This is a genomic window from Microlunatus sp. GCM10028923 (assembly GCF_042666975.1).
GTDB lineage: Bacteria > Actinomycetota > Actinomycetes > Propionibacteriales > Propionibacteriaceae > Microlunatus.
Genome location: NZ_JBHTFF010000009.1, coordinates 34,321 through 58,365, shown reverse-complemented (window position 1 = coordinate 58,365; position 24,045 = coordinate 34,321). Strand labels below are relative to the sequence as shown.

General features: G+C 71.0%; 24 protein-coding genes and 1 pseudogene. 12 read left to right on the top strand and 13 right to left on the bottom strand.

Features of this window, described 5'->3' with window-relative positions; genetic code table 11:
• Positions 1–47: 47 nt before the first annotated feature.
• Both ACFQU4_RS21905 and ACFQU4_RS21900 read right to left on the bottom strand, forming a co-directional pair.
• Positions 48–989 (bottom strand): carbohydrate kinase, encoded by a 942-nt coding sequence (locus tag ACFQU4_RS21905; protein ID WP_377495908.1) that lies wholly within the window; start codon positions 987–989, stop codon positions 48–50.
• A 103-nt stretch (positions 990–1,092) separates the two neighbouring features.
• On the bottom strand, positions 1,093–1,638 hold the full coding sequence (locus tag ACFQU4_RS21900) for a heme-binding protein (RefSeq protein WP_377495906.1): 546 nt from the start codon (positions 1,636–1,638) through the stop codon (positions 1,093–1,095).
• 201 nt (positions 1,639–1,839) lie between these two features.
• Here ACFQU4_RS21900 and ACFQU4_RS21895 point away from each other — a divergent pair, with 201 nt between their 5' ends.
• The 3 genes and pseudogenes from ACFQU4_RS21895 (at position 1,840) to ACFQU4_RS21885 (ending at position 4,547) form a co-directional block, all read left to right on the top strand.
• Positions 1,840–3,144 carry a sensor histidine kinase gene (locus ACFQU4_RS21895; RefSeq protein WP_377495904.1) on the top strand — a complete coding sequence of 435 codons (1,305 nt, stop codon included), beginning with the start codon at positions 1,840–1,842 and terminating at the stop codon, positions 3,142–3,144.
• Positions 3,141–3,776, top strand: a pseudogene (locus tag ACFQU4_RS21890) (response regulator); the annotation flags it as partial. The gene ACFQU4_RS21895 and the pseudogene ACFQU4_RS21890, both read left to right, overlap by 4 nt.
• Positions 3,777–3,980: 204 nt before the next feature.
• Entirely contained in the window at positions 3,981–4,547 is a 567-nt protein-coding gene (locus ACFQU4_RS21885) for a helix-turn-helix domain-containing protein (protein ID WP_377495902.1), read from the top strand.
• Here ACFQU4_RS21885 and ACFQU4_RS21880 read toward each other — a convergent pair whose 3' ends face one another.
• Complete coding sequence (locus ACFQU4_RS21880; RefSeq protein WP_377495900.1) at positions 4,548–5,567, bottom strand: DUF4192 domain-containing protein; 1,020 nt, start codon at positions 5,565–5,567, stop codon at positions 4,548–4,550. It abuts the gene before it with no gap.
• 253 nt (positions 5,568–5,820) lie between these two features.
• Here ACFQU4_RS21880 and ACFQU4_RS21875 point away from each other — a divergent pair, with 253 nt between their 5' ends.
• From ACFQU4_RS21875 to ACFQU4_RS21865, 3 genes are read left to right on the top strand one after another with little or no spacing between them, the layout of a single operon-like run.
• On the top strand, positions 5,821–6,423 hold the full coding sequence (locus ACFQU4_RS21875; protein WP_377495898.1) for a hypothetical protein: 603 nt from the start codon (positions 5,821–5,823) through the stop codon (positions 6,421–6,423).
• 58 nt (positions 6,424–6,481) lie between these two features.
• Positions 6,482–7,597, top strand: coding sequence for a hypothetical protein (locus ACFQU4_RS21870; protein WP_377495896.1), 1,116 nt, complete (start codon positions 6,482–6,484; stop codon positions 7,595–7,597).
• Positions 7,598–7,637: 40 nt separating this feature from the next.
• Positions 7,638–8,666: a DUF2891 family protein gene (locus tag ACFQU4_RS21865; RefSeq protein ID WP_377495894.1), complete on the top strand. Its 1,029-nt coding sequence runs from the start codon at positions 7,638–7,640 to the stop codon at positions 8,664–8,666.
• Between the two features lie 24 nt (positions 8,667–8,690).
• Here ACFQU4_RS21865 and ACFQU4_RS21860 read toward each other — a convergent pair whose 3' ends face one another.
• Entirely contained in the window at positions 8,691–9,902 is a 1,212-nt protein-coding gene (locus ACFQU4_RS21860; RefSeq protein ID WP_377495892.1) for a Gfo/Idh/MocA family protein, read from the bottom strand.
• Positions 9,903–10,044: 142 nt separating this feature from the next.
• On the opposite strand from ACFQU4_RS21860, the gene ACFQU4_RS21855 reads away from it, so the two are divergent.
• The 3 genes from ACFQU4_RS21855 (at position 10,045) to ACFQU4_RS21845 (ending at position 12,034) form a co-directional block, all read left to right on the top strand.
• Positions 10,045–10,647, top strand: coding sequence for a class I SAM-dependent methyltransferase (locus ACFQU4_RS21855; protein WP_377495890.1), 603 nt, complete (start codon positions 10,045–10,047; stop codon positions 10,645–10,647).
• 90 nt (positions 10,648–10,737) lie between these two features.
• The gene (locus ACFQU4_RS21850) at positions 10,738–11,655 is read left to right on the top strand and encodes a type IV toxin-antitoxin system AbiEi family antitoxin domain-containing protein (protein WP_377496347.1); all 918 of its coding nucleotides are present in this window, start codon (positions 10,738–10,740) and stop codon (positions 11,653–11,655) included.
• Complete coding sequence (locus tag ACFQU4_RS21845) at positions 11,648–12,034, top strand: nucleotidyl transferase AbiEii/AbiGii toxin family protein (RefSeq protein ID WP_377495888.1); 387 nt, start codon at positions 11,648–11,650, stop codon at positions 12,032–12,034. Before ACFQU4_RS21850 ends, ACFQU4_RS21845 begins: the two co-directional genes overlap by 8 nt.
• A 16-nt stretch (positions 12,035–12,050) precedes the next feature.
• Here the strand turns inward: ACFQU4_RS21845 and ACFQU4_RS21840 are convergent, their stop codons facing one another.
• The 3 genes from ACFQU4_RS21840 to ACFQU4_RS21830 form a co-directional block, all read right to left on the bottom strand.
• The gene (locus ACFQU4_RS21840) at positions 12,051–13,271 is read right to left on the bottom strand and encodes an ROK family protein (RefSeq protein ID WP_377495886.1); all 1,221 of its coding nucleotides are present in this window, start codon (positions 13,269–13,271) and stop codon (positions 12,051–12,053) included.
• Positions 13,272–13,367: 96 nt separating this feature from the next.
• Entirely contained in the window at positions 13,368–14,378 is a 1,011-nt protein-coding gene (locus ACFQU4_RS21835) for a Gfo/Idh/MocA family protein (RefSeq protein WP_377495884.1), read from the bottom strand.
• On the bottom strand, positions 14,375–15,388 hold the full coding sequence (locus ACFQU4_RS21830) for a Gfo/Idh/MocA family protein (protein WP_377495881.1): 1,014 nt from the start codon (positions 15,386–15,388) through the stop codon (positions 14,375–14,377). Before ACFQU4_RS21830 ends, ACFQU4_RS21835 begins: the two co-directional genes overlap by 4 nt.
• Positions 15,389–15,704: 316 nt before the next feature.
• Here ACFQU4_RS21830 and ACFQU4_RS21825 point away from each other — a divergent pair, with 316 nt between their 5' ends.
• Positions 15,705–16,301 (top strand): rhomboid family intramembrane serine protease, encoded by a 597-nt coding sequence (locus ACFQU4_RS21825; RefSeq protein WP_377495879.1) that lies wholly within the window; start codon positions 15,705–15,707, stop codon positions 16,299–16,301.
• Here ACFQU4_RS21825 and pdxT read toward each other — a convergent pair.
• Positions 16,281–16,853 (bottom strand): pyridoxal 5'-phosphate synthase glutaminase subunit PdxT, encoded by a 573-nt coding sequence (gene pdxT / locus ACFQU4_RS21820; protein WP_377495877.1) that lies wholly within the window; start codon positions 16,851–16,853, stop codon positions 16,281–16,283. The genes ACFQU4_RS21825 and pdxT overlap by 21 nt on opposite strands.
• Positions 16,854–16,881: 28 nt before the next feature.
• Entirely contained in the window at positions 16,882–17,850 is a 969-nt protein-coding gene (locus tag ACFQU4_RS21815) for a helix-turn-helix transcriptional regulator (RefSeq protein ID WP_377495875.1), read from the bottom strand.
• Between the two features lie 43 nt (positions 17,851–17,893).
• Here ACFQU4_RS21815 and ACFQU4_RS21810 point away from each other — a divergent pair, with 43 nt between their 5' ends.
• Both ACFQU4_RS21810 and ACFQU4_RS21805 read left to right on the top strand, forming a co-directional pair.
• Entirely contained in the window at positions 17,894–18,304 is a 411-nt protein-coding gene (locus tag ACFQU4_RS21810; protein WP_377495873.1) for a VOC family protein, read from the top strand.
• Positions 18,305–18,676: 372 nt separating this feature from the next.
• Positions 18,677–18,859: a YdeI/OmpD-associated family protein gene (locus ACFQU4_RS21805; protein ID WP_377495871.1), complete on the top strand. Its 183-nt coding sequence runs from the start codon at positions 18,677–18,679 to the stop codon at positions 18,857–18,859.
• Between the two features lie 79 nt (positions 18,860–18,938).
• On the opposite strand, the gene ACFQU4_RS21800 is transcribed toward ACFQU4_RS21805, so the two are convergent.
• From ACFQU4_RS21800 to ACFQU4_RS21785, 4 genes are all read right to left on the bottom strand, one after another.
• Positions 18,939–19,718 (bottom strand): MerR family transcriptional regulator, encoded by a 780-nt coding sequence (locus tag ACFQU4_RS21800; RefSeq protein WP_377495869.1) that lies wholly within the window; start codon positions 19,716–19,718, stop codon positions 18,939–18,941.
• Positions 19,719–19,748: 30 nt separating this feature from the next.
• On the bottom strand, positions 19,749–20,873 hold the full coding sequence (locus tag ACFQU4_RS21795) for a serine hydrolase domain-containing protein (RefSeq protein ID WP_377495867.1): 1,125 nt from the start codon (positions 20,871–20,873) through the stop codon (positions 19,749–19,751).
• A 109-nt stretch (positions 20,874–20,982) separates the two neighbouring features.
• Complete coding sequence (locus tag ACFQU4_RS21790) at positions 20,983–23,235, bottom strand: ABC transporter permease (protein ID WP_377495865.1); 2,253 nt, start codon at positions 23,233–23,235, stop codon at positions 20,983–20,985.
• A complete protein-coding gene (locus tag ACFQU4_RS21785; RefSeq protein WP_377495863.1) occupies positions 23,232–23,981 on the bottom strand; it encodes an ABC transporter ATP-binding protein in 750 nt (249 codons plus the stop codon). Before ACFQU4_RS21785 ends, ACFQU4_RS21790 begins: the two co-directional genes overlap by 4 nt.
• Between the last annotated feature and the right edge of the window lie 64 nt (positions 23,982–24,045).

The following is a 24,045-nucleotide window of genomic DNA, read 5'->3' as shown; positions in this document are numbered from 1 at the left end:
AGGGAACCCTTCGGCGGGCCGAGTGCCGAAGGGGCGGGTTTCCGGGTTCAGTCGGTGGCGAGCAGCTCGTCGACCTCGTCGGCCGTGGGCGGCTGGGCGCCCTGCCGTGCGCAGACGATCGCCGCCGCGGCGACCCCGCGGCGCAGCGCGTCCCGCATCGAGAACTGCCGGCCGACGAAGCCGTCCAGGAAGCCGGCCATGAACGTGTCGCCGGCGCCGACCGTGTCGACCACCTCGACCTCACGGCCGGGCACCTCGGTGCGACCGTCGGCGTCGACGGCCACGGCGCCGTCCGGGCCGAGGGTGATCACGACCGCGCGCAGCCCGTACCGCTCCTGCCACAGGGCGGCCGTCCCGGCCGGGTCGGCACCGCCCGGCGCCACCGCGGCGAGGGCCGCGAGATCGGCGTCGCTCGCCTTGACGATGCCGCCGTTGCGCCCGGCCAGTTCCAGCCACGGCTCGACCTTCGCCCAGTACACCTTCGGGTCGGTGATCACGGTGGGCCGGACGTTGATGTCGTACGAGAGCGGCGCACTCGACGCGGCAGCCCAGTCGAGCAGCACCCCGGCGCCCGGCTCGACGACACAGGCCAGCGAGGCGATGTGCAGCCAGTCCGCGGCGCCGAGTTCGGGCAACTCCTCTGGCTGCCAGTCGAAATTCGCCGTTCCGTCGAAGTGGAACGTGTAGCTCGCCACTCCGTCGGAGTCCAGTTCGACCACGGCCAGCGAGGTGGCCTGATCGGTGACGACGGCAAGATCAAGATCGACCCCGGCGCCGGAGAGATGATCATGGAGCTGCCGACCGAACGCGTCCCGGGACAGCCGGCCCAGGAAGTGACTGTCCGCCTCCAGCCGGCTCAGGGCGACGGCCGTGTTCATCGGGCCGCCGGCCGACAAGGCCTGCCAGGTGGTCCGGAAATGATCATCGGACGGCTCCGCGACCCGGACCAGGTCGATCAGGGTCTCACCACACACGACGAATCGGCTCATGGCCGCACCCTATAGACCGATCCGCGGAGCCCGTCCGGTCGTCCGGGAACGCCGAAGACTCTCGACACCGCGCCGGGTGTCGAGAGCCTTTCGTCGTTCGAAGTCAGCCGAGCTCGGCGGCACCGGCCTGGGCGAACTTCTCGTCCAGGTCGCCGGACGGCGCACCCGCGACGCCGATGCCGGCGATCGGGGCGTCGTCCGCGGTGACCGGCACGCCGCCGGCCAGGAACAGGGTGCCCGGGATGTCCTTCAGCGTCGGCGCGGACTCGAGGCGCTTGACCAGCTCCGAGGTGGGCGCGTTCCAGGAGACCGCCGTGTAGGCCTTGCGGACGGCCGACTCGTAGGACTGCGGCCCGGCGCCGTCGCCACGCAGGGTGACGATGGTGTTGCCGTTGCGGTCCACGACGGCCACGGTGACCCGCTGCCCCTCCTTCTCCGCGGCGTCCAGCGCGGCCCGGGCGGCGTCGGTCGCGGCGTCGATCGTGAGGTGGGTGCTCGTGGTGGTGGCCTTCTCGGTCACGGCGGCCGGCTGCTGGGCGGGCGGCTGAGCGGCGGCGGACACGACACCCGCGGTGCCGAATCCGGCCAGGGCGACGGCCGCGGCGGCGGTGATGACCTTGACTCGCGTCGAGAACTTCTTGACCTGCATGGTGACTCCCCATTCCGTTGTGGTGTTGGCTTTTCCTGCTGTGCTTCCAGCCTGCTGCCGAGACCCCCGTCCGCGCGTCGTCGCAGTGGCTGGTCCTCGGCGGCCGTACGGGTGAGGCCAGGGTCAGCCATTCGGTTGACCCCCGGGCCAGGGCGGCTGGGCCAGAATGGGAGTTCGCGCAGGTCGGAGAGGAGCGGACCCATGGCCGGCAGCAATCCGGCGCCCGGCAAGGATCCGGCGCCCGGCAGCGGTCCCACGGCCCGCAGCGATACCCCACCCGGCGGCGACGCCTCACTCACCGGCGATGCCTCACTCGCCGGCGACCTGGCGGCCGGTGCCGGCGACGCCCGCCGGCTGGCGCTCGTCATCCACGTCGCGTTCTTCGTGCTGCTCGGGTCGGCCCTGTTCCGGTTCACCCAGCGGCACGGCGCCGACGTACAGGCCGCCGTCGTCTACGCGATGGCCGCCGCCCTCGTCGTGCTGTACGGCCTCGCCCTGTCCCGGCTGCTCGGCGCCGGGGCAGCTCGCCTGATCTGGCTCTGCGGCGTGGTCGCGGTCTGGTCGGTGCTGGTGAACCTGGCCCCGAGCTTCGCCTGGTGCGCCGTACCGCTGTTCTATCTGGCGTTGCGGATGCTGCCGCTGCGGCTCGCCCTGGTCATGATCATCCTGTTCACCGGCCTGGTGATCTTCGCCCAGCTGAGGCTGGCCGGCCGGTTCGACCTGGACTGGGTCGTCGGGCCGCCCGCGGTCGCCGCGCTGGCCACCGCGGTCTTCGTGGTGATGGACCGGCAGTCCACCCGGCAGGCCGCCCTGATCGACGACCTGGTCCGGACCCGCGCCGAGCTGGCCGCCACCGAACGCCGCGCGGGCACCCTCGCCGAGCGGCAGCGGCTGTCGATGGAGATCCACGACACGATCGCCCAGGGCCTGTCCAGCCAGCGGATGCTGCTGCAGGCCGCCGATCGGCTCTGGGACTCGGAGCCGGTACGGGCACGCGAGCACGTCCACACCGCGGCCGCGGTCGCGGAACGCGGCCTCGCCGAAGCCCGCCGCTTCGTCCACGACCTGGCGCCGGCCGACCTGGCCGAGGGCGGCGACCTCCAGACCGCCCTGCGCGCGCTGGCCGACCGCGAGACCACCGCCGAACGCACCGTGACCTGCCAGGTCGACGGCCCGCCCGGACCGCTGCCGGACCGGGTCCAGTCGGCCCTGCTGCGGGTCGCCCAGGGCGCGCTCGCCAACGTCCGCGAACACTCCGGCGCCACCCGGGCTGCCGTCACGGTCACCTATCTCGGCGACGAGGTACGGCTGGACATCGCCGACAACGGCCGCGGCTTCGACCCGGCCGCCCCCGCACCCGGTTCGGCCGACCGAGGCCACGGACTGCCCGCCATGCGGGCCCGGGTCGGCCAGCTCGGCGGCACCCTGGCCGTCGAGTCCGCCCCCGGCGACGGCACGGTCGTGTCCGTCGCCGTACCCGCGACCCTGGAGGTCCCCACCCCATGACCAGCCCCGGCCCCGCGGGCTCCGGCCCGGCCCCGTCCGGAACCGTCCGGCTCCTCCTCTGCGACGACCACGTCGTGGTCCGGGCCGGCCTGCGCGCCCTGCTCGACAGCGCCCCGGACATCGAGGTCGTCGGCGAGGCCGGCAGCGGCGAGGAGGCAGTCGCCCAGGCCGCCGCACTCGCCCCCGACGTGGTCCTGATGGACCTCCAGCTCGGCGACGGCATCGACGGCATCGAGGCGACCCGGCAGATCGTCGCGGCCGGCGGCGGCGTCCACGTCCTGGTCCTGACCACGTACGACACCGACGCCGACATCACCCGCGCCATCGCCGCCGGCGCCACCGGCTACCTGCTCAAGGCGGAACGCCCCGAGGAACTGTTCGCCGCCATCCACAGCGCCGCCGCCGGCCGCACCGCCCTGTCCGCGCCCGTCGCGCACCGGGTGATGGCCCAGATGCGCAGCCCCCGGCCCACCCTGACGCCCCGCGAACACGACATCCTCGGCCAACTCGCGCTCGGCCTGTCCAACCGCGACATCGCCAAGGCCCTGTTCCTCAGCGAGGCCACCGTGAAGACGCACCTCGGCCGGATCTACGAGAAGCTCGGCGTCGACACCCGGACCGGCGCCGTCTCAGGGGGGCCCAGGGATCAGCGGCGGCTGGTGGTGATCAAGCGCCCCGCCCCTCCGCCACGCGCCCCGCGTCCGCCGCGCCCCGCGTCCGCCGCGCGCCGGCCCTCCGCCACGCGCGCGACGGTCCGCGCCGAGCCCTCGCCTGCCGCCGAGCCCGGCCACGCAGGCCACGTTGACCACCCGCCCAGGCCCGACTAAATTCGAAACATGTCTTTCGAAAAGGTCGACCCGCTCGAGGACCCGCGGGCGATGCGGGCCTTGGCGCACCCGATCCGGCTGCGGATCCGGGACCTCCTGGACGACGAGGGGCCGCTCACCGCGACCGAGGTCTCGGACCGGATCGACGAGAGTCCGGCGAACTGCTCGTTCCACCTGCGCACCCTGGCCAAGTACGGCTTCATCGAGGAAGCCGAGGGTGGCAAGGGACGCAACCGGCCCTGGCAGATCCGGCACGGCTGGATGCGGGTGGAGCCGGAGAACCTCGCCGGCGACGCCCGGCGAGCCGCCCTGGCGATGGGCCAGGCGCTGCGCGGCGCGTTGGCCCGGCGGATCGAGGCGTGGGCGCGGCACCAGCGCGACCTGCCGGAGCCTTGGCAGGGCGTCGGGTTCGAGATGCAGATCGACACCAACCTGTCGGCAGAGGAGCTGAAGGAGATCGGCGAGAAGATCAGCGAGGTGCTGCGGCCCCTGACCAGCAAGCGCGAGCTCGCCCCCGACAGCCGCCGGATCACCATCGCCGTGCAGGGCTTCCCGCACGTCACCGACGACGACTGATCAACCGGTCTCCGGCCACACCTCCTCCCGGATCCGCGGGCCGAGCTCGTGCCACAGCGTCGGCGGGATGCCGCTGCTGCTCAGCTCGGCCAGCAGCGTGATCAGGCTGTACGACGGATCGAGCGTCAGCCCGCGCTCGACGCAGCAGTTCAGCAGCGCTCCATGACCGCCGACCCAGGCCGCGGTGCCGGTCAACGCCAGCGGGCCGAGCGCGTACCGGTCGACGGTCCGGCGCACCACCCGGCGCCAGAGTGCGAGGTGGTCGTCGGCACGGTCGACGGTGATCATCGACCAGGCCACGTCCCGCGCGTCGATCGCCGCCGCGAGCACGGCCAGCCGGGCACAGTCCTGGTCCGACGGTTCGGCGGCCAAGCTCGCCTGCACGGCCTCGATCATCGCCATCCGCCGGGCCGGCAGGTCCAGCCTGTCCAGGTCACGGACCGCGCGGGCCGCCAGGGCCGCGAGACCGGGCCGGTCGGACTCGTCGGGGCCCGCGACGCTAGCCTCCAGCTCGGCCCGGCTGGCCAGCGCCGGCAGGCCGGCCATCACGGCGGCCGCGGCCGCGCCGCTGGCCCGCGGATCGTAGGGGACGCCGACGGTCCGGGATCGGCCGAACGCCGTCGTCCGGGACCACCAGCGCTCGCCATCCGCGTACAGCACGTCGTGCAGGACGCAGCTCCGGCGGGGCCGTTCCGCGTCGGCCCAGCGGGCCCGCCAGCGGTCCAGCAGCACGGTCGCCGCGGTGAAGTCGCTGCCGAACGCCACCGCGACGGCGCCGGTCGCCTGGTGCGCGACCGCGAGCGCATGCCCGTAGTCGGCCAACTGGTCCGCCTCGGCGACCGGCGGCAGATCCACCCGGGCGGACAGCAGCAGCTCGCCGCCGTGGAACAGGAGCAGGACGAACGACTCCTCGGGGCGGAACCCGAGCAGGTACGGGATCAGGCCGAGCAGCTCCTGCGGGTCGCGGGAGTCGAGCCGGACGGTCGGCGGCGGAGGCCGATGAGAGGGGGCACGTTTCATGCCCATGGTTCTGCGCAGTTCGCGCCGAATCCGCCGCCGGGAAGAAAATCTGTGGACAACGCAGAAAGTCGGCCGCCGCCTGTGGACAGCGCCGGCGGCGGACGCGGACTTGCTGCATCTCGTCCGGCGCCACGGTAACGTGATGGGTGTGAGTCACGAGATCGAGCGGGCGGACTCGACCAGTCGGACCGCCCCCGGTCTCGGTCGAAACTCCAGCGGCCCCACCTTCGCGCCACCCGCTTCCGGGCTCCCCTTGGCCGACCGACCCCTGGGTACGCCGCCGCCGGCACCCCAACCGCCGCCCGAACCGCCGCGCCGCCGATCCCTGCTGCTCCGGATCGCCCCCGCCGTCGGCACCTTCGTGATCCTCGCCCTGGCCGCCGTGATCATCGTGACCGGCAGCGTCCAGGACAACCGGAAGGCCGCCGAGGAGGCCCGCCGGCCGGCCCCGTCGCCGGTGATCACCGCGCCGCCGGCCGTCGCGTCCGACCCGACCGGCGAGCCGGACGCCATCGAGTTCACCACCCCGCAGGGACGCGGCGAGCTCACCGTCATCGACCACACCTGGCTCCGCAAGCCCGGCTCGTCGGAGGTCCGGCTCCGGGTCCAGGTCGAGCTCCGCGCCCTGGACGGCGTCGTCGAATACGATCCGGCGTTCTTCTTCGCGGCCCGCGACCTGGCCAACCCGGTCCGCGCCGAGGACTCCTTCGCCCACGGCGATCTGGACGTCGGCGTGCTGGATCCCGGCGACGCGGCCCGCGGCTATCTCACCTTCCTGCTCCCCCGCGGCGACGTCACACTGATGATGTCCAGCGACGCCGCCGACTGGATCACCGCGATCAAGATCGTCGACTGAATCACGATCCTGACGGCGCGTCAGTGCGGGCGTGGGTCGATCAGTAGGCTTCATCGCTATGACCGAGCCTGTATCCGTGGATCCCCGCCAGCGTGCGCCGCAAGGCGGAGGCGACGAGGATGGCGGCGCCGACCGCAACGGCGACCACGCCGCGAACCGCGGGCCGGACCCCGCACCGCAGGACGCGGTCCCGCAGCCGACGGCCGCGATCGAAACCCGCACCGAACGCGGCTGGGAAGTGCTCCGGATCCGCTCCGAGGGCCTCGTCGCCGACCTGGTCCCGGGCCTCGGCGGCACCGTGACCTCGCTCCGCCGGACCGACGACGACCCCGACCTGCTCTGGCGTACGCCCTGGGGCCTGCGGCCGCTCACGCCGACACTGCCCGGCAACGCCGAGGCGTCGATGCTTGATCACTTCCCGGGCGGCTGGCAGACCCTGTTCCCCAACGGCGGCGACACCGCCCACGCGCACGGCGTCGAATGGGGCTACAACGGCGAGACCCGGCTCGCCCCGTTCGACTGGCGGGTCGACGGACCGTCGGTGATCATGACCACCCGGCTGGTCCGCAGCCCGTTCCAGGTGACCAAGATCGTCACCGTCGACGGACCGACGATCACGATCGAGGAATCGGTGCACAACGACGCCGCCGAAGCGGTCGAGGTCATGTGGGGCCAGCAGGTCGTGCTCGGCGCGCCGCTGCTCGGTTCCGACACGGTGATCGAGAGCGGCGCGACGGTCGTCCACCCGGACCCGACCGCGACCTCGGGCGCCAACTACAACGACGTGATGCCCTGGCCGCGTTCGGTCGGCGAGGACTCCATGATCAACTTGCGCCGGGTGGTCGGCCCGCGCGCCGATCACGCCCGGCTGGCGTACCTGACCGACTTCGTCGACCCCAAGCTCACCGTACGGAATCCGACGGCCGACCTCGGGCTGGATCTGACCTGGGACGCCGAGTCATGGCCGTACGCCTGGTACTCGTTGGAGTCCGGCCACCGCCGCGGCTTCCCCTGGTTCGGCGACGGCTACTTCCTCGCCCTGACGCCGTCGAGCAGCTGGCCGGCGCACGGCATCCACGACGCCCGCCGGATCTCCAAGGCGACCGTCTGGGTGCAGCCGGACGAGACCCTGCATGCGCGACTGGCCCTGACCGTGCACCCGCGCACGCAGTAGGCACAGTCACGAACCGACCGACCGAGAGGGGCGGGCCACGATGGTCGATCAGCAACGGATCAGATCCTGGGTACGGGTCGCGGCACGCTCACTCGGCACCGAGTACCCGTACGCCAGCCACCACGTCAGCCGCGACGTCTACGACAACGACGTCACCCCGCGCCAACTGCACCCGGCCTTCCACGGCAGCTTCGACTGGCACTCCAGCGTGCACCTGCAGTGGTCCCTGGTCCGGCTGCTGACGATCCACCGCCCGGCCCTGGACGCCGAACGCCTGACCGGCCCGATCTGCGACCTGCTGGACGCCCGGCTGACGCCCGCCAAGATCGCCGCCGAGGTCGCCTACCTCCATGATCATCACGGATTCGAGCGCCCGTACGGCTGGGCCTGGGCGGCGATGCTCGGCGCCGAGACCTGGCGTTGCCTGGACCAGTTCGCCGATCCCTGGGTCGAGGCGACCAGCGAACTCGTCGCCTGCATCGCCGACCTGATCATCGACTTCCTGCCCCGGCTGCCGCATCCGGTACGGCACGGGCTGCACGGCAACACGGCCTTCGCGCTCAGCCTGATGCACCACGCGTTCTCCGTGATCGGCCGGGCCGACGTGGTGGAGTTGATCAACGACTACGCCCGGAAGGCGTACGGCGGCGACACTGCGGCACCGCTCGCGTACGAGCCGTCCGGGACCGACTTCCTGTCCCCGGCGCTGAGCGAGGCCGAGCTGATGCTGCGGGTCCTCGACGCCGAGTTCCCGGCCTGGCTGGACCGGTTCCTGCCCGGGCTGGCCCGCAAGCCGAAGGCCGACCCCGACCTGGACCGGCTGCTGCGCCCGGCGCCGGTCGAGGACACCGCGGACGGGCAGCTGGCGCACCTGACCGGGCTGGCGCTGTCCAAGTCCTGGCAGCTGTCCCGGCTGGCCGGCTCGATGCCGGTGGAGGACCCGCGGCACAGCCGGCTCGTCGCCGCCGCGATCCAGCTCCGCGAGCCGGCCCAGCCGCTGGTGACGGAGGCCCACTTCGCCTCCACCCACTGGCTGCTCAGCTTCGCGATCCTCGCCACCGACTTCTGAGGCCGGTGGCGAGGACTCGCACGATCAGCGGAAGGCGGCCAGGTCCACGTCCGGCCCGGGACCGTGGTCCGGGACCTCGAGCCGGGCCCCGTCCTGCCGGGCCGAGGCGAACGCGGTCACCCCCGGCAGGGTGAACCGGGCCGCGACCCAGGCGTTGATCGGCGGCTGCGTCTTCTTGGTGACGGCCTTGGCGAAGTCGTCGGCGAGGAAGTGGTGCGAGCCCTCGTGGCCGTTCGGAGCGCCCTCGAACTCCTTCGGCAGCCGGGAACGATCATGCGCCTTGGCCATCCCGGAGCTGAAGCTGTGCAGCAGCTCCGGATCGAGCCCGGCGAGATCTGTGTGCCGCTCGGCCTGGTATTCCCGGGTGTAGAAGAGCTCGCTGATGTCCTCGATCTCCTTGCGATCGCTCCAGCTCGCACCCGTCGAGGTCTGCTCCATCACGCCCTCGGTGCCGTAGAACCGGAACCGGGACTCGTGCACCCGGCCGGGATGCCCGACCCGGCGGAACTCGTTGGTCCGCATCACGCCACCGTCGGCCAGGTGGAACAGCGCGCTCATGTTGGAGTAGTCGTTGTCGAACATCGACACCTCGCGGTCGAACACGCCGTCGCCGCGGTCATCCACGATGCCGATGCAGCTGACCGAGGTTGCGTGCGTCGGCCAGGCGCCCAGCACGCCGCCGACCGCGTGGGTCGGGTACAGCATGGGCGGGTACGACGCCGTCGACTTCCAGTTCTCGCCGCCGCTGAACTGGTACGCCGAGTAGAACCCGTTGTCCATGTCGTGGACGTAGTCGCCCTCGCCGTAGAACACCCGGCCGAACTCGCCGGCCGCGATCTTGTCCCGGGTCCAGACGACGGCCGGGTTGTAGTAGCTGGTCTCGCCCATCATGTAGATCAGGCCGGTCTGCTCGACCAGCTTGATGATCTCTGCGATCTCCTCCGCCGATACCGCCATCGGCACCGCCGAGTAGACGTGCTTGCCGGCCTTCAGCGCGTTGATCACCAACTCGCCGTGCGTCCAGCGCTGCGTCATCACCGCCACCGCGTCGACATCGGAGGCGAGCATCTCCTCCGCCGTCGGCACCGTGCCGTCGATGCCGAACTTCGCGTTCGTCTCCTCGGCCCGCTCCGGCAGCAGGTCGGTGACGACGATGGACGTGACGTCCGGGTGCAGCTGCCATAGCCGGATGAAGCTTCCCGCGAACTGGCCCGTGCCGATGACACCGATCTTCATGGATCTGTCTCCGATGCTTGGATGGGGTTGGGGTTGGGGTTGGTGGGGAAGGTGTTTGTGTTGTCGCGAAACTATCCAGGAGAGCCTAGGCGATCGGGCTCCGGACCTGTAGTTCTGGTTCGCGATGCGACACGATGAGTTCATGGCCGAACACCGCAGCCGGCAGGACTTCGAACAGGTGTACGCCGACGGGCGACCACCCTGGGAGCTCGGCGGTCCGCAGCCCGCCCTGGCCGAACTGCTGAGCCGGGAACCGGTCGAGGACCCGGTCCTGGACGCCGGCTGCGGCACCGGCGACCTCGCGCTCTGGCTGGCGGCCCGCGGACACCGGGTGCTCGCCTTCGACTTCTCCGCGGCCGCGATCGAGCAGGCCCGGGCCAAGATCACCGACGACACCCTCGACGTCACCTTCCTGGTCGCCGACGCGACCGGGCTGGGCGACCTGCCGCTGCGGCCCCGTACGGTGATCGACTCCGGCCTGCTGCACGGCCTCGACGACGCCTCCCGGACCGCGTACGTCACCGGGCTGCGCGACCTCTGCGAACCCGGCGCCATGCTCTGCCTGCTGGCCCGGGACGATCCGGGCAGCCAGCACGCCGACGCCGGCCAGGACGAGTTGATCACCCGGTTCGCGGCGCCGGACTGGGTCGGCACCGAGGTCCGGCCGGCCGAGGTGCATGCGCGGGTCGGCGGCGAGGAGTTACGGCTGCCGGCGAACCTCATGATCACCCGGCGCGCCGACTGACCGCACCTGGAGAGTAGCAAGCTTTCCCACCCGAGATACTTCTAAAGTATCGCCCTGAGTGTTACTTTGGAAGCAGTATCGGAGGTGGACATGCGCGCCGTCGACGTATTGGAGACCTTGGAACTGATCGGCTCGAGTCAATGGAACCTGGTCACGGCCTACCAGGCGCAGGAAGCCGGCGTGTCGAAGATGAGCCTGTCCCGCCTCGCCGACCGAGGCACCCTGCGTCGGGTACGCCATGGCGTTTACGCTCTCCCGTCAGCGGGGCCGGGCCCGTTGCAGGAACTCCGGGCGGCCTGGTTGGCCACCAGCGCTGCACAGGCCGACGACCGACCGGCAGCCGTGGTGTCCGGCGAGTCGGCCGCGGCCGTCCACGGGCTCGGCGATCTGGTGCCCTCGAAGCACGAGTTCTCCGTCCCGTCGCGCCGACAGACGACCCAACGGGATGTCCGGTACCGCAAGCGAGAGCTGTCGTCGCGGGAGATCACCCGAGTGGACGGACTACCGGTGACCACCGTGGCCCGCACCGTTGCTGATCTTGCCCCGGCAACCGACTTCGATCACCTCGCCGTCGTCGTACGCGACGCCTTCACCACCTCGGCCGCGACCTCAGCCCGACTCGCCGAAGCCCTGGAGCCGGCCGCGGGCAGGTTCGGGTCTCCCGACGGGGAATCCCTCCTCACGGCGTTGCTGAAGGCCGGCGGGTACCGACCCGATGCCGCGGCACTGGACCTGGCGACGCCGGAGCAGCAAGTGCGGCTTCTTCGGCTTCTCGCACCACGACTTCCTGACCTCGTGGAACGACTGACACCCGATGTTGATCTTTCCTTTCTGACCGGGCGCGATGGTCCGGTCAGAGTCAGGGCCGAACTGCCGCAGCGAGAGGATGACGCCGATGCCGCCACCACCTCTGAACCGACTGGAAGCCGCGAAGTTGATCAAGTCGCTCGGGGCGAAACTCGCCAACGAGGCGAACCGAAGAGGAGTCGCCGTCGATCTGGTGCGTAAGCATCTCGCCGACAAGATCTGTGCCCTGTACGAGTTGTACGGTCAGCGCGGCACCAGCGCATCGACTCGGTATCGAGACCTGGCCGACATCGTCCGCATCGTGGCCGCCGTTCCCTTCGAGGCCGCCCGCCTGGCAACCGTCCTGGATCGGGAGGCGCGCCGACGACGGATGATCTTGCCCAACAGCCTGGAAGCACCGAGCCCCGAGTGGGCCACCCGGTTCCCCGCGGCCGCCGCGGGGTTCGCCGAGTATCCGCGGAGCTATCGAGACCTGACCGCAGCACTGGCGTTCGCTGGTGCCTGCCTGAACGACGTTCTCAGTGCGTCGCGAGCCAGCGGCCGATGGAACCCGATGCTCCGGACCTGGCAACCTCACTGAACCATGGCCGGGCTGATCACTCCATCAGCAGGACGGACGGGTGCGAGGACAGGAAATGATCAAGGACCAGGGCCGCCGCACCATGGGCCGCCACCCGGTCGCCGACGATCGAGCCCTCGACCCGAACTTCGGCGTCGGGACGGACCAGCCAGCCCTTCATGCCCTCCGGAACGACCTCCAGGAAGCGATCCCGGACCAGTGACCAGATCGGCCCGCCGATCACCGCAAGATCGAGATCGAGCATGTTGATCATCAACGCGATCCCGGCGCCGAGCCGGCGGGCCGACGCCTCGAGCATCGCGGTCGCCTCAGCGTTGCCCTCGTCGGCCAGCTGGCACAGGCGGGTGAACCGCTGCTGCAGATCCGCATAGTCCGTCTCGGTCGCCGGCGGGTCCAGCAGCCCGTGCCGGACCGCCTGGCGGACCAGCCCCTGCGGCGCGCAGGACGTGTTCAGTGAGCCGCGCCGGCCGTAGTCGAGATCCTCGGCCTCGGGATCGACGACGATCTCGCCGACCTCGCCGACGTTGTTGCTGACGCCGCGGATCACCTCGCCGCCGATCACGACGCCCGCCGCGACGCCGCTGCCGAGATAGAAGAACAGGAAGTTCCGCCGCCGCTCGCTGGACGCCCACAGCTCGCCGGTCGCCGCCGCGGTGGCGTCCTTGTCCAGCAGGACGTGCAGCCCGGTCGCCTCGCGCAGCTCCGAACGCAGGCCGACGTTGTGCCAGGACGGCAGCTGGGGCGGATCCAGCAGCACCCCGGACTCGATGTCGATCGGGCCGGGAGCCGCGACGCCCAGCCCGAGCAGCCGGGTCTGGTCGATCGCCGCCTCCGTGATCAACGCGTCGCAGGTGACCTTGATCAGGTTCACGATGCCGGCCGGGGTGTGGTTCGACGGCGTCGGCAGCCGCCGGTCCGCCCGGACGTGCCCGGCCAGATCGACCAGGACGAAGTTCAGGTTGGCCGGGTCGACGTGCACCCCGATCGCGTAGTGCCCGTCCGGGTTGACCTCCAGCAGGGTGCGCGGCTTGCCCCGCGCCTGGGCCACCTTGCCGGTCTCCAGCACCAGCTCCGCCTGCAGCAGCTTCCGGGCGATGTTGGACATGGTCTGCTGGGTGAGCCCGGTCAGCTCACCCAGCTCCACCCGGCTGCGGCCGTGCGGGGAACGGCGAATGGCATCGAGGACGACCGCCTGATTGAAGTCGCCGAGGGTTCGAAGATTCGAGCCCTTGCCCATGCCGTCACACCTCCGATGCCTGGATCCGCCCGTCGCCGTCGCCGGAAGATCTTGGGGCGTTCACATCATAAAGGTCACCCCGGGTGCACCGTCAGTTCAGCTGATCGCCACCGGCTCGCCGCTGCTCACCGACTGGTACGCGGCCTCGACGATCTCCATCGAGCGCAGCCCCGCCTCGCCGTCCGGCTGGGCCTGCCGGCCGGTCGCGATCGAGTCCACGAATTCGGCGACCAGCGCGGTGTCCGCGTCGCCGCCGTACGCCAGCCAGAGGGACTTCTTGTCGGCCTCGGAGAAGCCGTCCACCCGGCTGTTGAACGCGTCCATGTCGGCGATCCCGCCGGTGCCGACCAGCTGCAGGGTGAGCCCGCCCCAGGTCGGGTAGTTCGGCGGCTTCGACCAGCTGCAGTCGATCGTGGCGAGCACCCCGTTGGCGTACCGGATCGACACCAGGCCGGCCGTCTCCACCTCGACCTTGTCGGCGTGCAGGATCTTGTTGACCGAGGCATACACCTCGGCGGCCCGGGTGCCGTCGAACAGCGAGTCCAGCAGGTCGGCCACGTGCACCGTGTGGTCGGCCAGCGAGCCGCCGCCGGCCAGCGCCGGATCGACGAACCAGGACCGGGAGTCCAGCGGGATCCGGCCGTTGTTGGTGCCGGTCACCGACAGCACCTGGCCCAGCGACCCGGAGTCGTACGCGGCCTTGGTCGCGGCGAACGCCGACGAGAACCGGACCGGGTAGGCGACCATCAGGTTCACCCCGGCCGCGGCGCAGGCGTCGATCATGGCCCGCGCGTCGGCCGTGCTGGTGGCGATCGGCTTCTCCGACATCACGTGCGCGCCGGCGGCCGCGGCCAGCTCGGTCAGCTCGCGGTGCTTGGCGTTCTCGGAGCAGATGATCACGCCGTCCGGCTTCGTCGCGAGCAGCGCCTGGTAGTCGTCGAAGTACGGTACGCCGAGGTCGGCGGCCAGGCCGGCACCGCCCGCCTCACCGGCCGGCCGGGTGTCATGATCGGGATCGCTGGCGATCACCTCGATCCCGAGCCGCTTCAGCGCGTGCACGTAGGAGACCGCGTGCAGATGGGCGAACGACATCATCGCGATCTTCATCGGGCTGCCTCCTCGGCATCGTCGGCGGAACCGTTGGTCAGGTGGACCGGCTGACCGGTCTGGATCGAGGTCGCGGCGGCCTCGGCGATCCTGACCGCAGCCAGGCCGTCGGCGGCCGTGACCCGGGTCGGCGCGCCGGTCGTGAACGCGGCGTGGAACTCCCGGATCTCCGTCAGATAAGGGCTTTCGGTGAATCCCGCGTCCGGCAACAGGCCAGTGCCGGAGTCGTCGGCGGCGCCGCCGTCGATCGCCAGCGGCCGGTGCTCGGTGGAGTCGTGCTGCAGCAGCCCACCGGTGCCGGCGATCTGGAAGGTGGTACGGAACGTCGTACCGGGCCGGGCCCAGGTGCCGTTCACGTAGCTGATCGCACCGTTCGTGTGGGTCAAGATCACCTGCGTGCTGCGCACCGGGACCGCCGGATCCGCGCCGGTGTCGCGGGCGAACACGGTCGCCACCTCGCCGGCGTTCCAGCGCGCGAAGTCAAGATCATGAATGCTCTGGTCGACCACCAGGCCGCCGCTCAGCGCGTCGTCCAGGTACCAGGGCCGCACCGGCCGGGAACCGGCCCGGGTGAACCGCTGCACGGCGATCTCGCCGATCTTGCCGGCGGCCACCGCGTCGTGCATGGTCACGTACTCGCTGAAGTAGCGCACCACGTGCGCCGGGTAGAACTGCACGCCGGCGTCGGCACAGGCCGTGATCATCGACTCGGCGTCGGCGCTGGACAGCGCGAACGGCTTCTCGCACAGCACGTCCCGGCCGGCCGCGGCAGCCGCCCGGACCAGTTCGGCGTGCGTCGTGGTCGGGGTGCAGACGTCGACCGCGTCGACCGAGGCGAGCAGTTCGTCCAGCGAACCGACGGCCTCGCCGCCGCCGACCCGGCTCAGCAGCGGCGTCGGGTCGTCCTTGGCATAGACCAGGACGCGGACGCCGAGGCTCAGCCAGGCGGGCAGGTGGGCACTGGCGATCGCTCCGGCGCCGATCATGCCGACAGTGAATGGTTCCGCCATCGAGTGGCTCCCTCTCTCACAGTGGACTCGACCCCCGGTGGACCGAGGAGGTGGTGCACCATTCTGGCCCGACCGGTCTGCGAGGGGCGAGACCGGGGTCGGTCAATCGATCACCCGGAGCTCGCCGCAGCGCACCGGCCGGGCCGCCGGATCCGTACCGGAAAAGGAAGAGTCGTCCGGATGGGCCGGCGCCGAGACGACATCGTCCGCGTACCCGCCGCACCGGGTGGCCCCGGAATCGCGGGTGTGCCGCGCGTGGTTTGGCAGGAGCGGGCAAGCTGGATGGCCCCGGAAGACCCGGACCAGAGGAGCCACCGTGTCCAGCAGCCTGTCCCCCGCCGGCCCGTCCCCGGTCCGCGCCGGAGCGGCGACCGCCGTCCGGTCCGCCGTCGTGATGGGCGGTCTGCTGGCGCTGCTGTGGATCCTGGAGGGCTTCGACTCGCTGATCGGCGGCCGGCTGGACGGGTACGGCATCCATGCCCAGGAACTGGACGGGCTGCCCGGCATCTTCACCGCGCCGCTGCTGCACGCCGGCTGGGCGCACCTGATCAGCAACTCGGTGCCGTTCTTCGTGCTCGGCCTGCTGGTCCTGCTCGGCGGGCTGGCCCGGTGGATCTGGTCCAGCCTGATCGCGATCATCAGCTCCGGCCTGACCGCCTGGCTGCTGACACCGGCCAACACGGTGATCATCGGCGCCAGCGGGCTGATCTTCGGCTGGCTGACGTACCTGCTGGCGCGTGGGGTGTGGTCCCGCAAGCCCGGCCAGGTGGTGATCGCGGTGGCCGTGCTGCTGTTCTACGGCAGCCTCATCGTCGGCGTCCTGCCCGGCGCCGCCGGGGTCTCCTGGCAGGCCCACCTGGGCGGCGCCATCGGCGGCGTCCTGGCTGCCTGGCTACTGCACCGCCGTCGCTGACAGGAACGCCGCATGGATCCGCGGATCGCCGGCCAGCTCGGGATGGAATGAGGTGGCCCAGAGCGATCCTTGGCGGACCGCGACCGGGTGGCCCTCGTACTCGGCCAGCACCTCGACGCCCGACCCGACCCGCTCCACCCAGGGCGCCCGGATGAACACCGCCCGGAACGGGTCGTCCAGCCCGCGCACCGCGAGGTCGGCCTCGAACGAGTCGACCTGCCGCCCGAACGCGTTCCGCCGGGCCACCATGTCGATCCCGCCCAGCGTGCGCTGATCCTCGGTGCCGCCGACGATCGTGTCCGCGAGCATGATCAAACCGGCGCAGGTGCCGAGCACCGGCAGCCCCTCCTTGATCGCGCCGCGCAGCTCGTCGTACAGGTCGAAGGCCACCAGCAGCTTGCCGATCGTCGTCGACTCCCCGCCCGGAATGATCAAGCCCGCCAGCCCCGCCAGCTCGCGCGGCCGCCGCACCGGGCACACCTCGCCGCCGGCCTGCCGGATCAGCCGGGAGTGCTCGGCGACGTCTCCCTGCAGCGCCAGGACGCCGATCATGGTGCGGCCGTACGAGTGATCATGTTGATCAAGGTAACCGAGGGCCCGCCGCGGCGAGGCATTGGGCGGCCAGCTCCCGCAGCTCGTCCCGGAGCTGCGGCGGCTCGAGCACCTCGAACGGGAGGTCGAGGCCGACCAGATAGCGCGCCAGCTCCCGCAGCGACTCGCTGCCGGTCTCGAACAGGCAGCTCCGGTCGTCGACCGCGGTGAGCAGTCCGGCGGCCGGGGTGACGCGATCGTGCGCGGCGACGGTCGCGATCGGCGCCTGGAACAGGATCCGGGCGGGATGCCGGTACGCGGTGGAGGCCGCGCCGCGGACGACCCGGCGAGCGGCGTCGTCGGGCAGCTCGCGCGGCGCGAATCGCGGGCCGGTGGGCAGCCGCGGGACGACCCGGTCGGCGCGGAAGCTGCGCCAGTCCGCCCGGTCGCGGTCCCAGGCGAGCAGGTACCAGCGCCGGCCGGTGTAGACGAGGGTGTGCGGTTCGACGCTGCGGCTGCTGGTCGCGCCGTCGTGCCCCGTGTACGCGAAGCGGAGCCGTTCGTGGTCGCGGCAGGCGGCGGCCAGCACGGTCAGGGTCTCCGGGTCGACGGTCGGCCCGCCGCCGGTGTGCACCACGGTGGCCTTCCGCAGCGCGTCCAGCCGCGGCCGCAGCCGGGCCGGCAGGGTGCGCTCCAGTTTGGCCAGGGCCCGCAGCGCCGTCTCCTCGATGCCGGTGATCGAGCCCGCGGCGGCCGCCCGCAGGGTGAGCCCGACCGCGACCGCCTCCTCGTCGTCGAGCAGCAGCGGCGGCACCGCCGAGCCGGCCGCGAGCCGGTAGCCGCCCGCGGTGCCGGTCCGCGACTGCACCTGGTAGCCGAGTTCGCGGAGCCGGTCCATGTCGTTGCGGACGGTGCGCGTGCTGACCTCGAGACGGCGGGCCAGCTCGGCACCCGACCAGTCCCGGCGGGCCTGCAGCAGGCCCAGAAGTCGCAGCAGCCGGATCGAAGTCAGTCGCACTTGAGGAACGATAGCTTCCACAAGCGCCGGTAGCGTGCTGCTCATGAACTTCCGTGGATTCGCCACCTTGACCATTTGGGCCGACGACGTCGCCGCCGCCGCTGCCTGGTACGAGCAGGTCGTCGGCGTGGCGCCGTACTTCGAAACCCCCGGCCCCGACGGCCGACCCGCCTACCGGGAGTTCCGGATCGGCGACCTCCAGGCCGAGCTGGGCATCATCGACCGCAGGTACGCCTTCCCGGGCGTACCGTCCACCGCAGGCGGCGCGCTGATGCACTGGCACGTCGACGATCTGGAGGGCACCCTGGCCCGGCTGCTCGAGCTCGGCGCGACCGCGCTGCAGCCGATCACCCCGCGCGACGACGGGTTCGCCACCGCGGCGGTGATCGACCCGTTCGGCAACCTCCTGGCGATCATGCACAACCCGCACTACGTCGAGATGGCGGGGAAGTGATGGACGTCCTCGAACTCCCCGACGGCGCCGCCTGGGACGCCTGGCTCGACGGGCATCCCGGGGCGCCCGACGCCTGGCTGCGGATCGGCAAGCGGAACGCCCGCGCACCGTACCTGTCGATCGGCGAGGCGCTGGACGTCGCCCTGTGTCACGGCTGGATCGACGGGCAGCGCAATGGCCTGGACGACGTGTCGTTCCTGCAGCGGTATTCGCCACGGCGCAGGGGAAGCAGCTGGTCGGCGGTCAACGTCGGCAAGGCCGAGGCGCTGATCGCGGCCGGCCGGATGCGCCCCGGCGGCCTGGTCGAGATCGAAATGGCCAGGGCGGACGGGCGCTGGCAGAAACGCGTACGCCTCGCAGGCGACGGCCGAGGTGCCCGACGACCTCGCCACCGCCCTGGCCGCCGACCCCGGCGCGACCGCCGCCTTCGCGGTACTGGGCCGCTCGGACCGCTATGCCCTGATCCTCCCGGTGCTCAAGGCCCGCACCCCGGCCGCCCGGGACAAGGCGATCCGGGCCGCGGTCACGGCCACCAGCCGCCAGCATTCGGGATAGCGCCGGCTGGGCATGAACCTGCGGCTCACCGCCAGGGCAGCAGGCGCAGGATCGTTCGGCTGGCCGGGCCTGCCCCCGGTCAGGGGGCCGGTCTGGGGATGCGGATCCCGGCGGCGCGGAGCTTGGCCTCGACGAGAGCGGCCCCGGTGGCCGCGGCCGAGCCCTGCTCCTCGCCGTGATGGGCGATCAGGTGGTACCGGGTCGCCGCGTCGGTCCGGGCCTGCAGGCCGGTCACGATCCTCAGCTGGGCGGGGTTGGCGAGGAAGTGGTCGGCCATCGCGGTGGCGAGCTCGGCCAGCCGCGGGTCGTCCGGCTCCCAGCCCGCGGCTTCGATGGCCCGCAGGCTCAACGCGACGAAGGCGGGGTCGTCGAGGGCCTGCTCGACGTCGGTGAGGAACTCGTCGAAGCCGTCCGGGACCAGGGCCCGGGCCAGCACCCAGCCGTCCCGGGTGGCCGCCAGCTCCGACGCCGGGATGCCGAGCCCGGACATCCGTTCCAACAGCGCCACGGCGCGGTCGGGCAGCAGCGCCCGGTCTCCGTCGGCGAGCCGGTGCAGCATGTCCCGGCGCGCGATCAGCTCCTCGATCCGTTCGGTGAGCTGGCGCTCGACGTCGGTCAGCGCGGTGGCGAACCGCGCCGGGTCGGCGTCCAGCAGCGGCCCGACCTCGGCCAGCGGTACCCCGGCCGCGGCCAGGGTCCGGGCCTGCACCAGCCGGAGCAGCTCGGCCGAGCCGTACCTGCGGTAGCCGGAGCTGTCGCGGTCCGGCTCCTTGACCAGGCCGAGCCGGTGGTAGTGGCGCACCGTCTTCACGGTGACCCCGACGAAGGCCGCCGCCTGCCCGATCGTGACTCCGTTCATGGACACGATCCTGCCTCCTGCCCGTACGTCCTATCCGCCGAACACCTGGTTGACGAGCCGCTGGCGGGCCTGCTGGACCACGGCCGCCTTGGACAGGCCGGCGTCGTCCACCCAGTTCAGAACGGCGGTCAGGGTCTTCCGGCCGTCGAGCGTGCTGTACATCAGCACCATGGAGCCGACGTTGCCGCCGTTGTGGGTGATCAGGGTGTTGCCGCTGTCGGTCTTCTCGACGATCACCCCCAGGCCGTAGTCCAGGTTCGGGACGCCCGTGACGCGCGGGGTGCACATCTCGGTCAGCAGCGGGGCCGGCAGCAGCCTGCCGCCCGTCAGTGCCGAGATGAACGTGTGCAGGTCCTGGGCGGTCGAGATCATGTCGCCGCCGGTGCAGACCCAGGACGGGTTGTAGCGGGTGACGTCGACGGTCTGCTCCCCGTCCCGGTAGTAGATCCGGGCATGCGGCTCGGGGAGCTCCGGCGAGTCACCCGGCACCACGGTGCCGGTCAGCCCGAGCGGCCCCAGGATCCGCTGCTGCAGTTCCTCGGCCAGCGAGCGGCCGGTGACCCGCTCGATCAGCAGCCGGGCCAGCACGTAGTTGGTGTTGGCGTAGCTCCAGCCCGTACCCGGCTCGAACCGGGCCGGCTTGGACAGCGACAGCCGGACCAGTTCCTCGGGCCGGTAGCTGTGGAACCGGTCGTCCAGCCACTCCCGGCCGTTCGTCCCGTACGGCACCGGGACCCCGTACACGATCGACCCGTCCTCGTACACCTCGCCGGTGAAGTTGAACAGGCCGCTGGTGTGCTGCAGCAGCATCCGCGCCGTGATCCGCCGGTCCAGCCCGAACTCGGGCAGTTCGTCGGCGACCGGTGCGTCCAAGTTGATCTTGCCCTCGGCCACGAGTTGCAGCACCACGGTCGCGGTGAAGGTCTTGGTGTTGCTGCCGATCCGGGCGTGACCGTCGACCGGCGGCTTCGCGGTCCCGCCCAGTTCGGCCACGCCGGCACTTCCCGCCCAGGCACCCTGCTCGTCGTGGACGTGCAGCGACATGCCGACCAGCCCGGACTCGACGATCTCCTCGATCGTCTGCTGCAGCTCGGCGCGGTCCGTCCCGGCGCTCGGGTCGGTGATCTTGTCCTGATCGGAAACGGGGATCGTCATGGTGGTTCGCCTTTCGAAGCTCGGTCGGCTTCCTGCCGATGCGCCGAGCTTCCGCCTTGACCTCGGGTCAACCTCAACAGTGATCTGAGTCACAACCAGTCCGCTGGGCTCATTCGGCCCCCTTGAGCGCGTCGCTCATGGCGATCTTGCCGAGTTTGCGCCCGGACAGCCGCTTGGTGATCTCGTACACCACGAAGATCGTCGCGAAGCTGATCACGACGTGCCACGGGTTCACCGTCATCGGGATCAGCATGTTGAGCGTGTCGGCGACGATCCCGAAGAGCAGGTTCGCGAACGCGAGCATGGCGGGGAAGCCGAGCAGGATCCCGACGATCACCGCCGGGGTCGCACTGTTCAAGATCAATCCGGCGAGTTCGCGGCGGCGATAGCCGAGCACCTTGAACAGCGCCACGGTCCCGTGGCTCTCCTCGATGATCAAGGACGTGACGAGGAACAAGATCACGACCGCGATCAGCACGGCGAGCGCCGACACCGATCCCATGATCAACGAGGTCGGTGTGCCGATCTGCTCGAAGGCGCCGGGATCGCGAGTGTCCAGCATGCCGGAGAGCTTCGACTCGTCGAAATCCATCTCCTGGCTGGCCAGCACCGTGCGATAGCTCCCCGCCGGCTGGCCGGTCAGCTGGTTGAACTCCGCCAGCGGCATCGTGACGAACTGCTCACCGTAGGCCTGAACGATGCCGTCGATCCGCAGGCTGTAGCGGGCGCCGTCCAGCTTGCTGACGATCGTGAGGGTGTCGCCCACCCCGAGCTTCAGCCGGGTCGCCAGCGGCTCGGTGATGTTGACCTGGTTCCGCGGCAGCGGAGAGCCGCGGGTGTCGTTCAGCTTCATGCCGACCGAATCCGGCAGCATCCCGGTCAGGTAGAACCCGACGGCCTCGCGCCCTTCCGGATGCACCCGGATCGTGTTGTACGGCTCAGCGCCGGCCGGGACCGGTGCGTCCTTCAGGTTCTGCACCTCGGTGAAGTTGTATTCGATCTTGTAGTTGTACCGGGTCAGCGCACCGCGCTCGGTGACGACGTCCATCGAGTGGCTGTACGTCAGCCCGAACAGCATGACCATCGAGGCGGCGGCCACGCCGAGCACCAGGAACAGCAGTCGCGGGATGCTCCGCACCTGTTCGCGGATCCGGAAGGCGGTGGCGAACCGGAACCGGTCCAGCCGGAGCGCCCGCTCCAGGGCCGACACCTTGCCGGACTTCTCGCCGCCCTTCATCAGCTCGGCGGCGGGCTTGCGGAGGATCCGGCGGATCGACAGCGCGCTCGCCGTACCGATCAAGATCACCGGCGCGAGCACCGAGATCGCCAGGTTGTGCGGCGCGAACTGCAGCCCGGTGTCCGGCAGGTTGTACGAGGCCAGCATGCTGCCGACCACCGGCCCGACGGCGGGCAGCGCCAGCAGCGTCCCGGCCAGGCTGCCGGCCAGGGTGACCAGCACCGGAACGGCCAGGTAGTGCCGGGTCAGCTCGCTCCGGCGGTAGCCGAGGGCGTACAGGCTGCCGGCGATGACGCTGTCCGCCTTGACGGTACGGGTGATCATCACGCCGACGATCACGCAGCCGAGGGCGAAGAAGGCGATCGCCACCGGGAAGCTCATCGACTGCATGCTCGAGATGTTTCCCCACGGCATGTTGATCCGCTGGTTGTGCTCGGCTTCGATCCACTCCCGGAGGCGGAAACCGTCATCGGCCAGCTGATTCCGCAGCGCGGTCGTCTGTGCCTCGAGCTGATCGCGATCATGGAAACGCACGCTGTACGTCGTGGTCGCCTCGGTCGCCGACGGAAGCACCTCGATGTCAGCCTGCGCCGCCACGCCGACGCCGAACCCGGCGGTCGGCAGGACGTCGTAGAGCCCCTTCAGCGGATACACGTAGTTCGGCACCGCCACCGTGCCGACGACGGTGAAGCTCCTGCCGTCGAGGGTCAGTTGATCACCGAGCTTCAGCCCCTGGGTCTGCAGGAAGTGCGGATCGACGAGCAGGTCGCCCGGATCGGTGAGGGCGCGGCCAGAGGTCACCTGGGCCAGATTGATCTTGGTGCCGGGGCTGAGCAGCCGAAGCTCCCCCTCGGGCAGCCGGACGTCGTGTCGCAGCGCGGCCTCGATGGTCGCGCCGGCCGTACCCTCCCAAGCGTCGATGTCGAGGGGCCGGTCGGTGCTGAAGGTCAGGTCCTCCTGCTGATTCCGGTCGGCGAACCCGACCACCATCCGCTCCATGCTGCCGGCCACCCCGGTGGCGGCGGTGAAATAGAAGCTGCCCAGCAGGACCAGGACGGCGATGCCGACGTAGCGGCCCAGGTGCTCGCGCAGCATCCGCCCGATCCGGCGGTTGAGCGCGCTCACCACTGGATCCGTTCCGCGGGCACCGGCTGATCATGGTGCGTGACTTCTTCGACCTGGCCGTCGCGCATCCGGTAGACGGAGTGCGCCATGTCGGCGATCGCGGCATTGTGGGTGATCATCAGGATCGTCGTACCGAACTCGGCGTTGACCCGCTGCAACAGCGCGAGCACCCCGAGCGAGGTCTCCAGATCGAGCGCCCCGGTCGGCTCGTCGCAGAGCAGCAACTGCGGGCTCTTCACGATCGCCCGGGCGATCGCGACCCGCTGCTGCTCACCGCCGGAGAGCTCGCGCGGGAACCGGTTCTTCTTGTCGCCCAGCCCGACTGCGGCGAGCACCTCGTCGGTCTTCAGCGGCTTCTCGCTGAGGTTCGAGACCACCTCGACGTTCTCACCCGCGGTGAGGTTCGGCACCAGGTTGTAGAACTGGAAGATGAAGCCGACACTCGTCCGGCGGTACTCGAGTAGTTGATCATCGGTGAAGTCGGAGAGCCGCTCGCCGTCCACCTCCACCGTCCCGCCGTCGGCCCGGTCGATCCCGCCGATGATGTTCATCAGCGTCGACTTCCCGGAACCGGACGGACCGAGAATGACCCCGATCCGATGGCGTTCGAGCTCGAGGTCGGTGCCGCGCAGCACCGGCGTGACAACCCCTGTGCCGTAGCTCTTCTGCAGCCCCGAGACGGCCAGGAACCTGCCGCCGTCTGTCGTGTTCCGCAGGCCGGTCGCCGCGGTCGTCGAAGTTCTCATGGGTACGACTATCGAAGCGCCGCCTGTCACCCACCTGACATGCCCCTGACACGGCCCCGGCCCG

Coding starts and splice junctions, on each gene's coding strand:
- ACFQU4_RS21895 (WP_377495904.1), top strand. CDS start 1,840: ATGGCCGGCAGCAATCCGGCGCCCGGCAAGGATCCGGCGCCCGGCAGC.
- pdxT (WP_377495877.1), bottom strand. CDS start 16,853: ATGATCGGCGTCCTGGCGCTGCAGGGAGACGTCGCCGAGCACTCCCGG.
- ACFQU4_RS21880 (WP_377495900.1), bottom strand. CDS start 5,567: ATGAAACGTGCCCCCTCTCATCGGCCTCCGCCGCCGACCGTCCGGCTC.
- ACFQU4_RS21795 (WP_377495867.1), bottom strand. CDS start 20,873: ATGACGATCCCCGTTTCCGATCAGGACAAGATCACCGACCCGAGCGCC.
- ACFQU4_RS21810 (WP_377495873.1), top strand. CDS start 17,894: ATGAACTTCCGTGGATTCGCCACCTTGACCATTTGGGCCGACGACGTC.
- ACFQU4_RS21835 (WP_377495884.1), bottom strand. CDS start 14,378: ATGAAGATCGCGATGATGTCGTTCGCCCATCTGCACGCGGTCTCCTAC.
- ACFQU4_RS21850 (WP_377496347.1), top strand. CDS start 10,738: ATGCGCGCCGTCGACGTATTGGAGACCTTGGAACTGATCGGCTCGAGT.
- ACFQU4_RS21870 (WP_377495896.1), top strand. CDS start 6,482: ATGACCGAGCCTGTATCCGTGGATCCCCGCCAGCGTGCGCCGCAAGGC.
- ACFQU4_RS21830 (WP_377495881.1), bottom strand. CDS start 15,388: ATGGCGGAACCATTCACTGTCGGCATGATCGGCGCCGGAGCGATCGCC.
- ACFQU4_RS21905 (WP_377495908.1), bottom strand. CDS start 989: ATGAGCCGATTCGTCGTGTGTGGTGAGACCCTGATCGACCTGGTCCGG.
- ACFQU4_RS21900 (WP_377495906.1), bottom strand. CDS start 1,638: ATGCAGGTCAAGAAGTTCTCGACGCGAGTCAAGGTCATCACCGCCGCC.
- ACFQU4_RS21785 (WP_377495863.1), bottom strand. CDS start 23,981: ATGAGAACTTCGACGACCGCGGCGACCGGCCTGCGGAACACGACAGAC.
- ACFQU4_RS21865 (WP_377495894.1), top strand. CDS start 7,638: ATGGTCGATCAGCAACGGATCAGATCCTGGGTACGGGTCGCGGCACGC.
- ACFQU4_RS21840 (WP_377495886.1), bottom strand. CDS start 13,271: ATGGGCAAGGGCTCGAATCTTCGAACCCTCGGCGACTTCAATCAGGCG.
- ACFQU4_RS21800 (WP_377495869.1), bottom strand. CDS start 19,718: ATGAACGGAGTCACGATCGGGCAGGCGGCGGCCTTCGTCGGGGTCACC.
- ACFQU4_RS21860 (WP_377495892.1), bottom strand. CDS start 9,902: ATGAAGATCGGTGTCATCGGCACGGGCCAGTTCGCGGGAAGCTTCATC.
- ACFQU4_RS21885 (WP_377495902.1), top strand. CDS start 3,981: ATGTCTTTCGAAAAGGTCGACCCGCTCGAGGACCCGCGGGCGATGCGG.
- ACFQU4_RS21855 (WP_377495890.1), top strand. CDS start 10,045: ATGGCCGAACACCGCAGCCGGCAGGACTTCGAACAGGTGTACGCCGAC.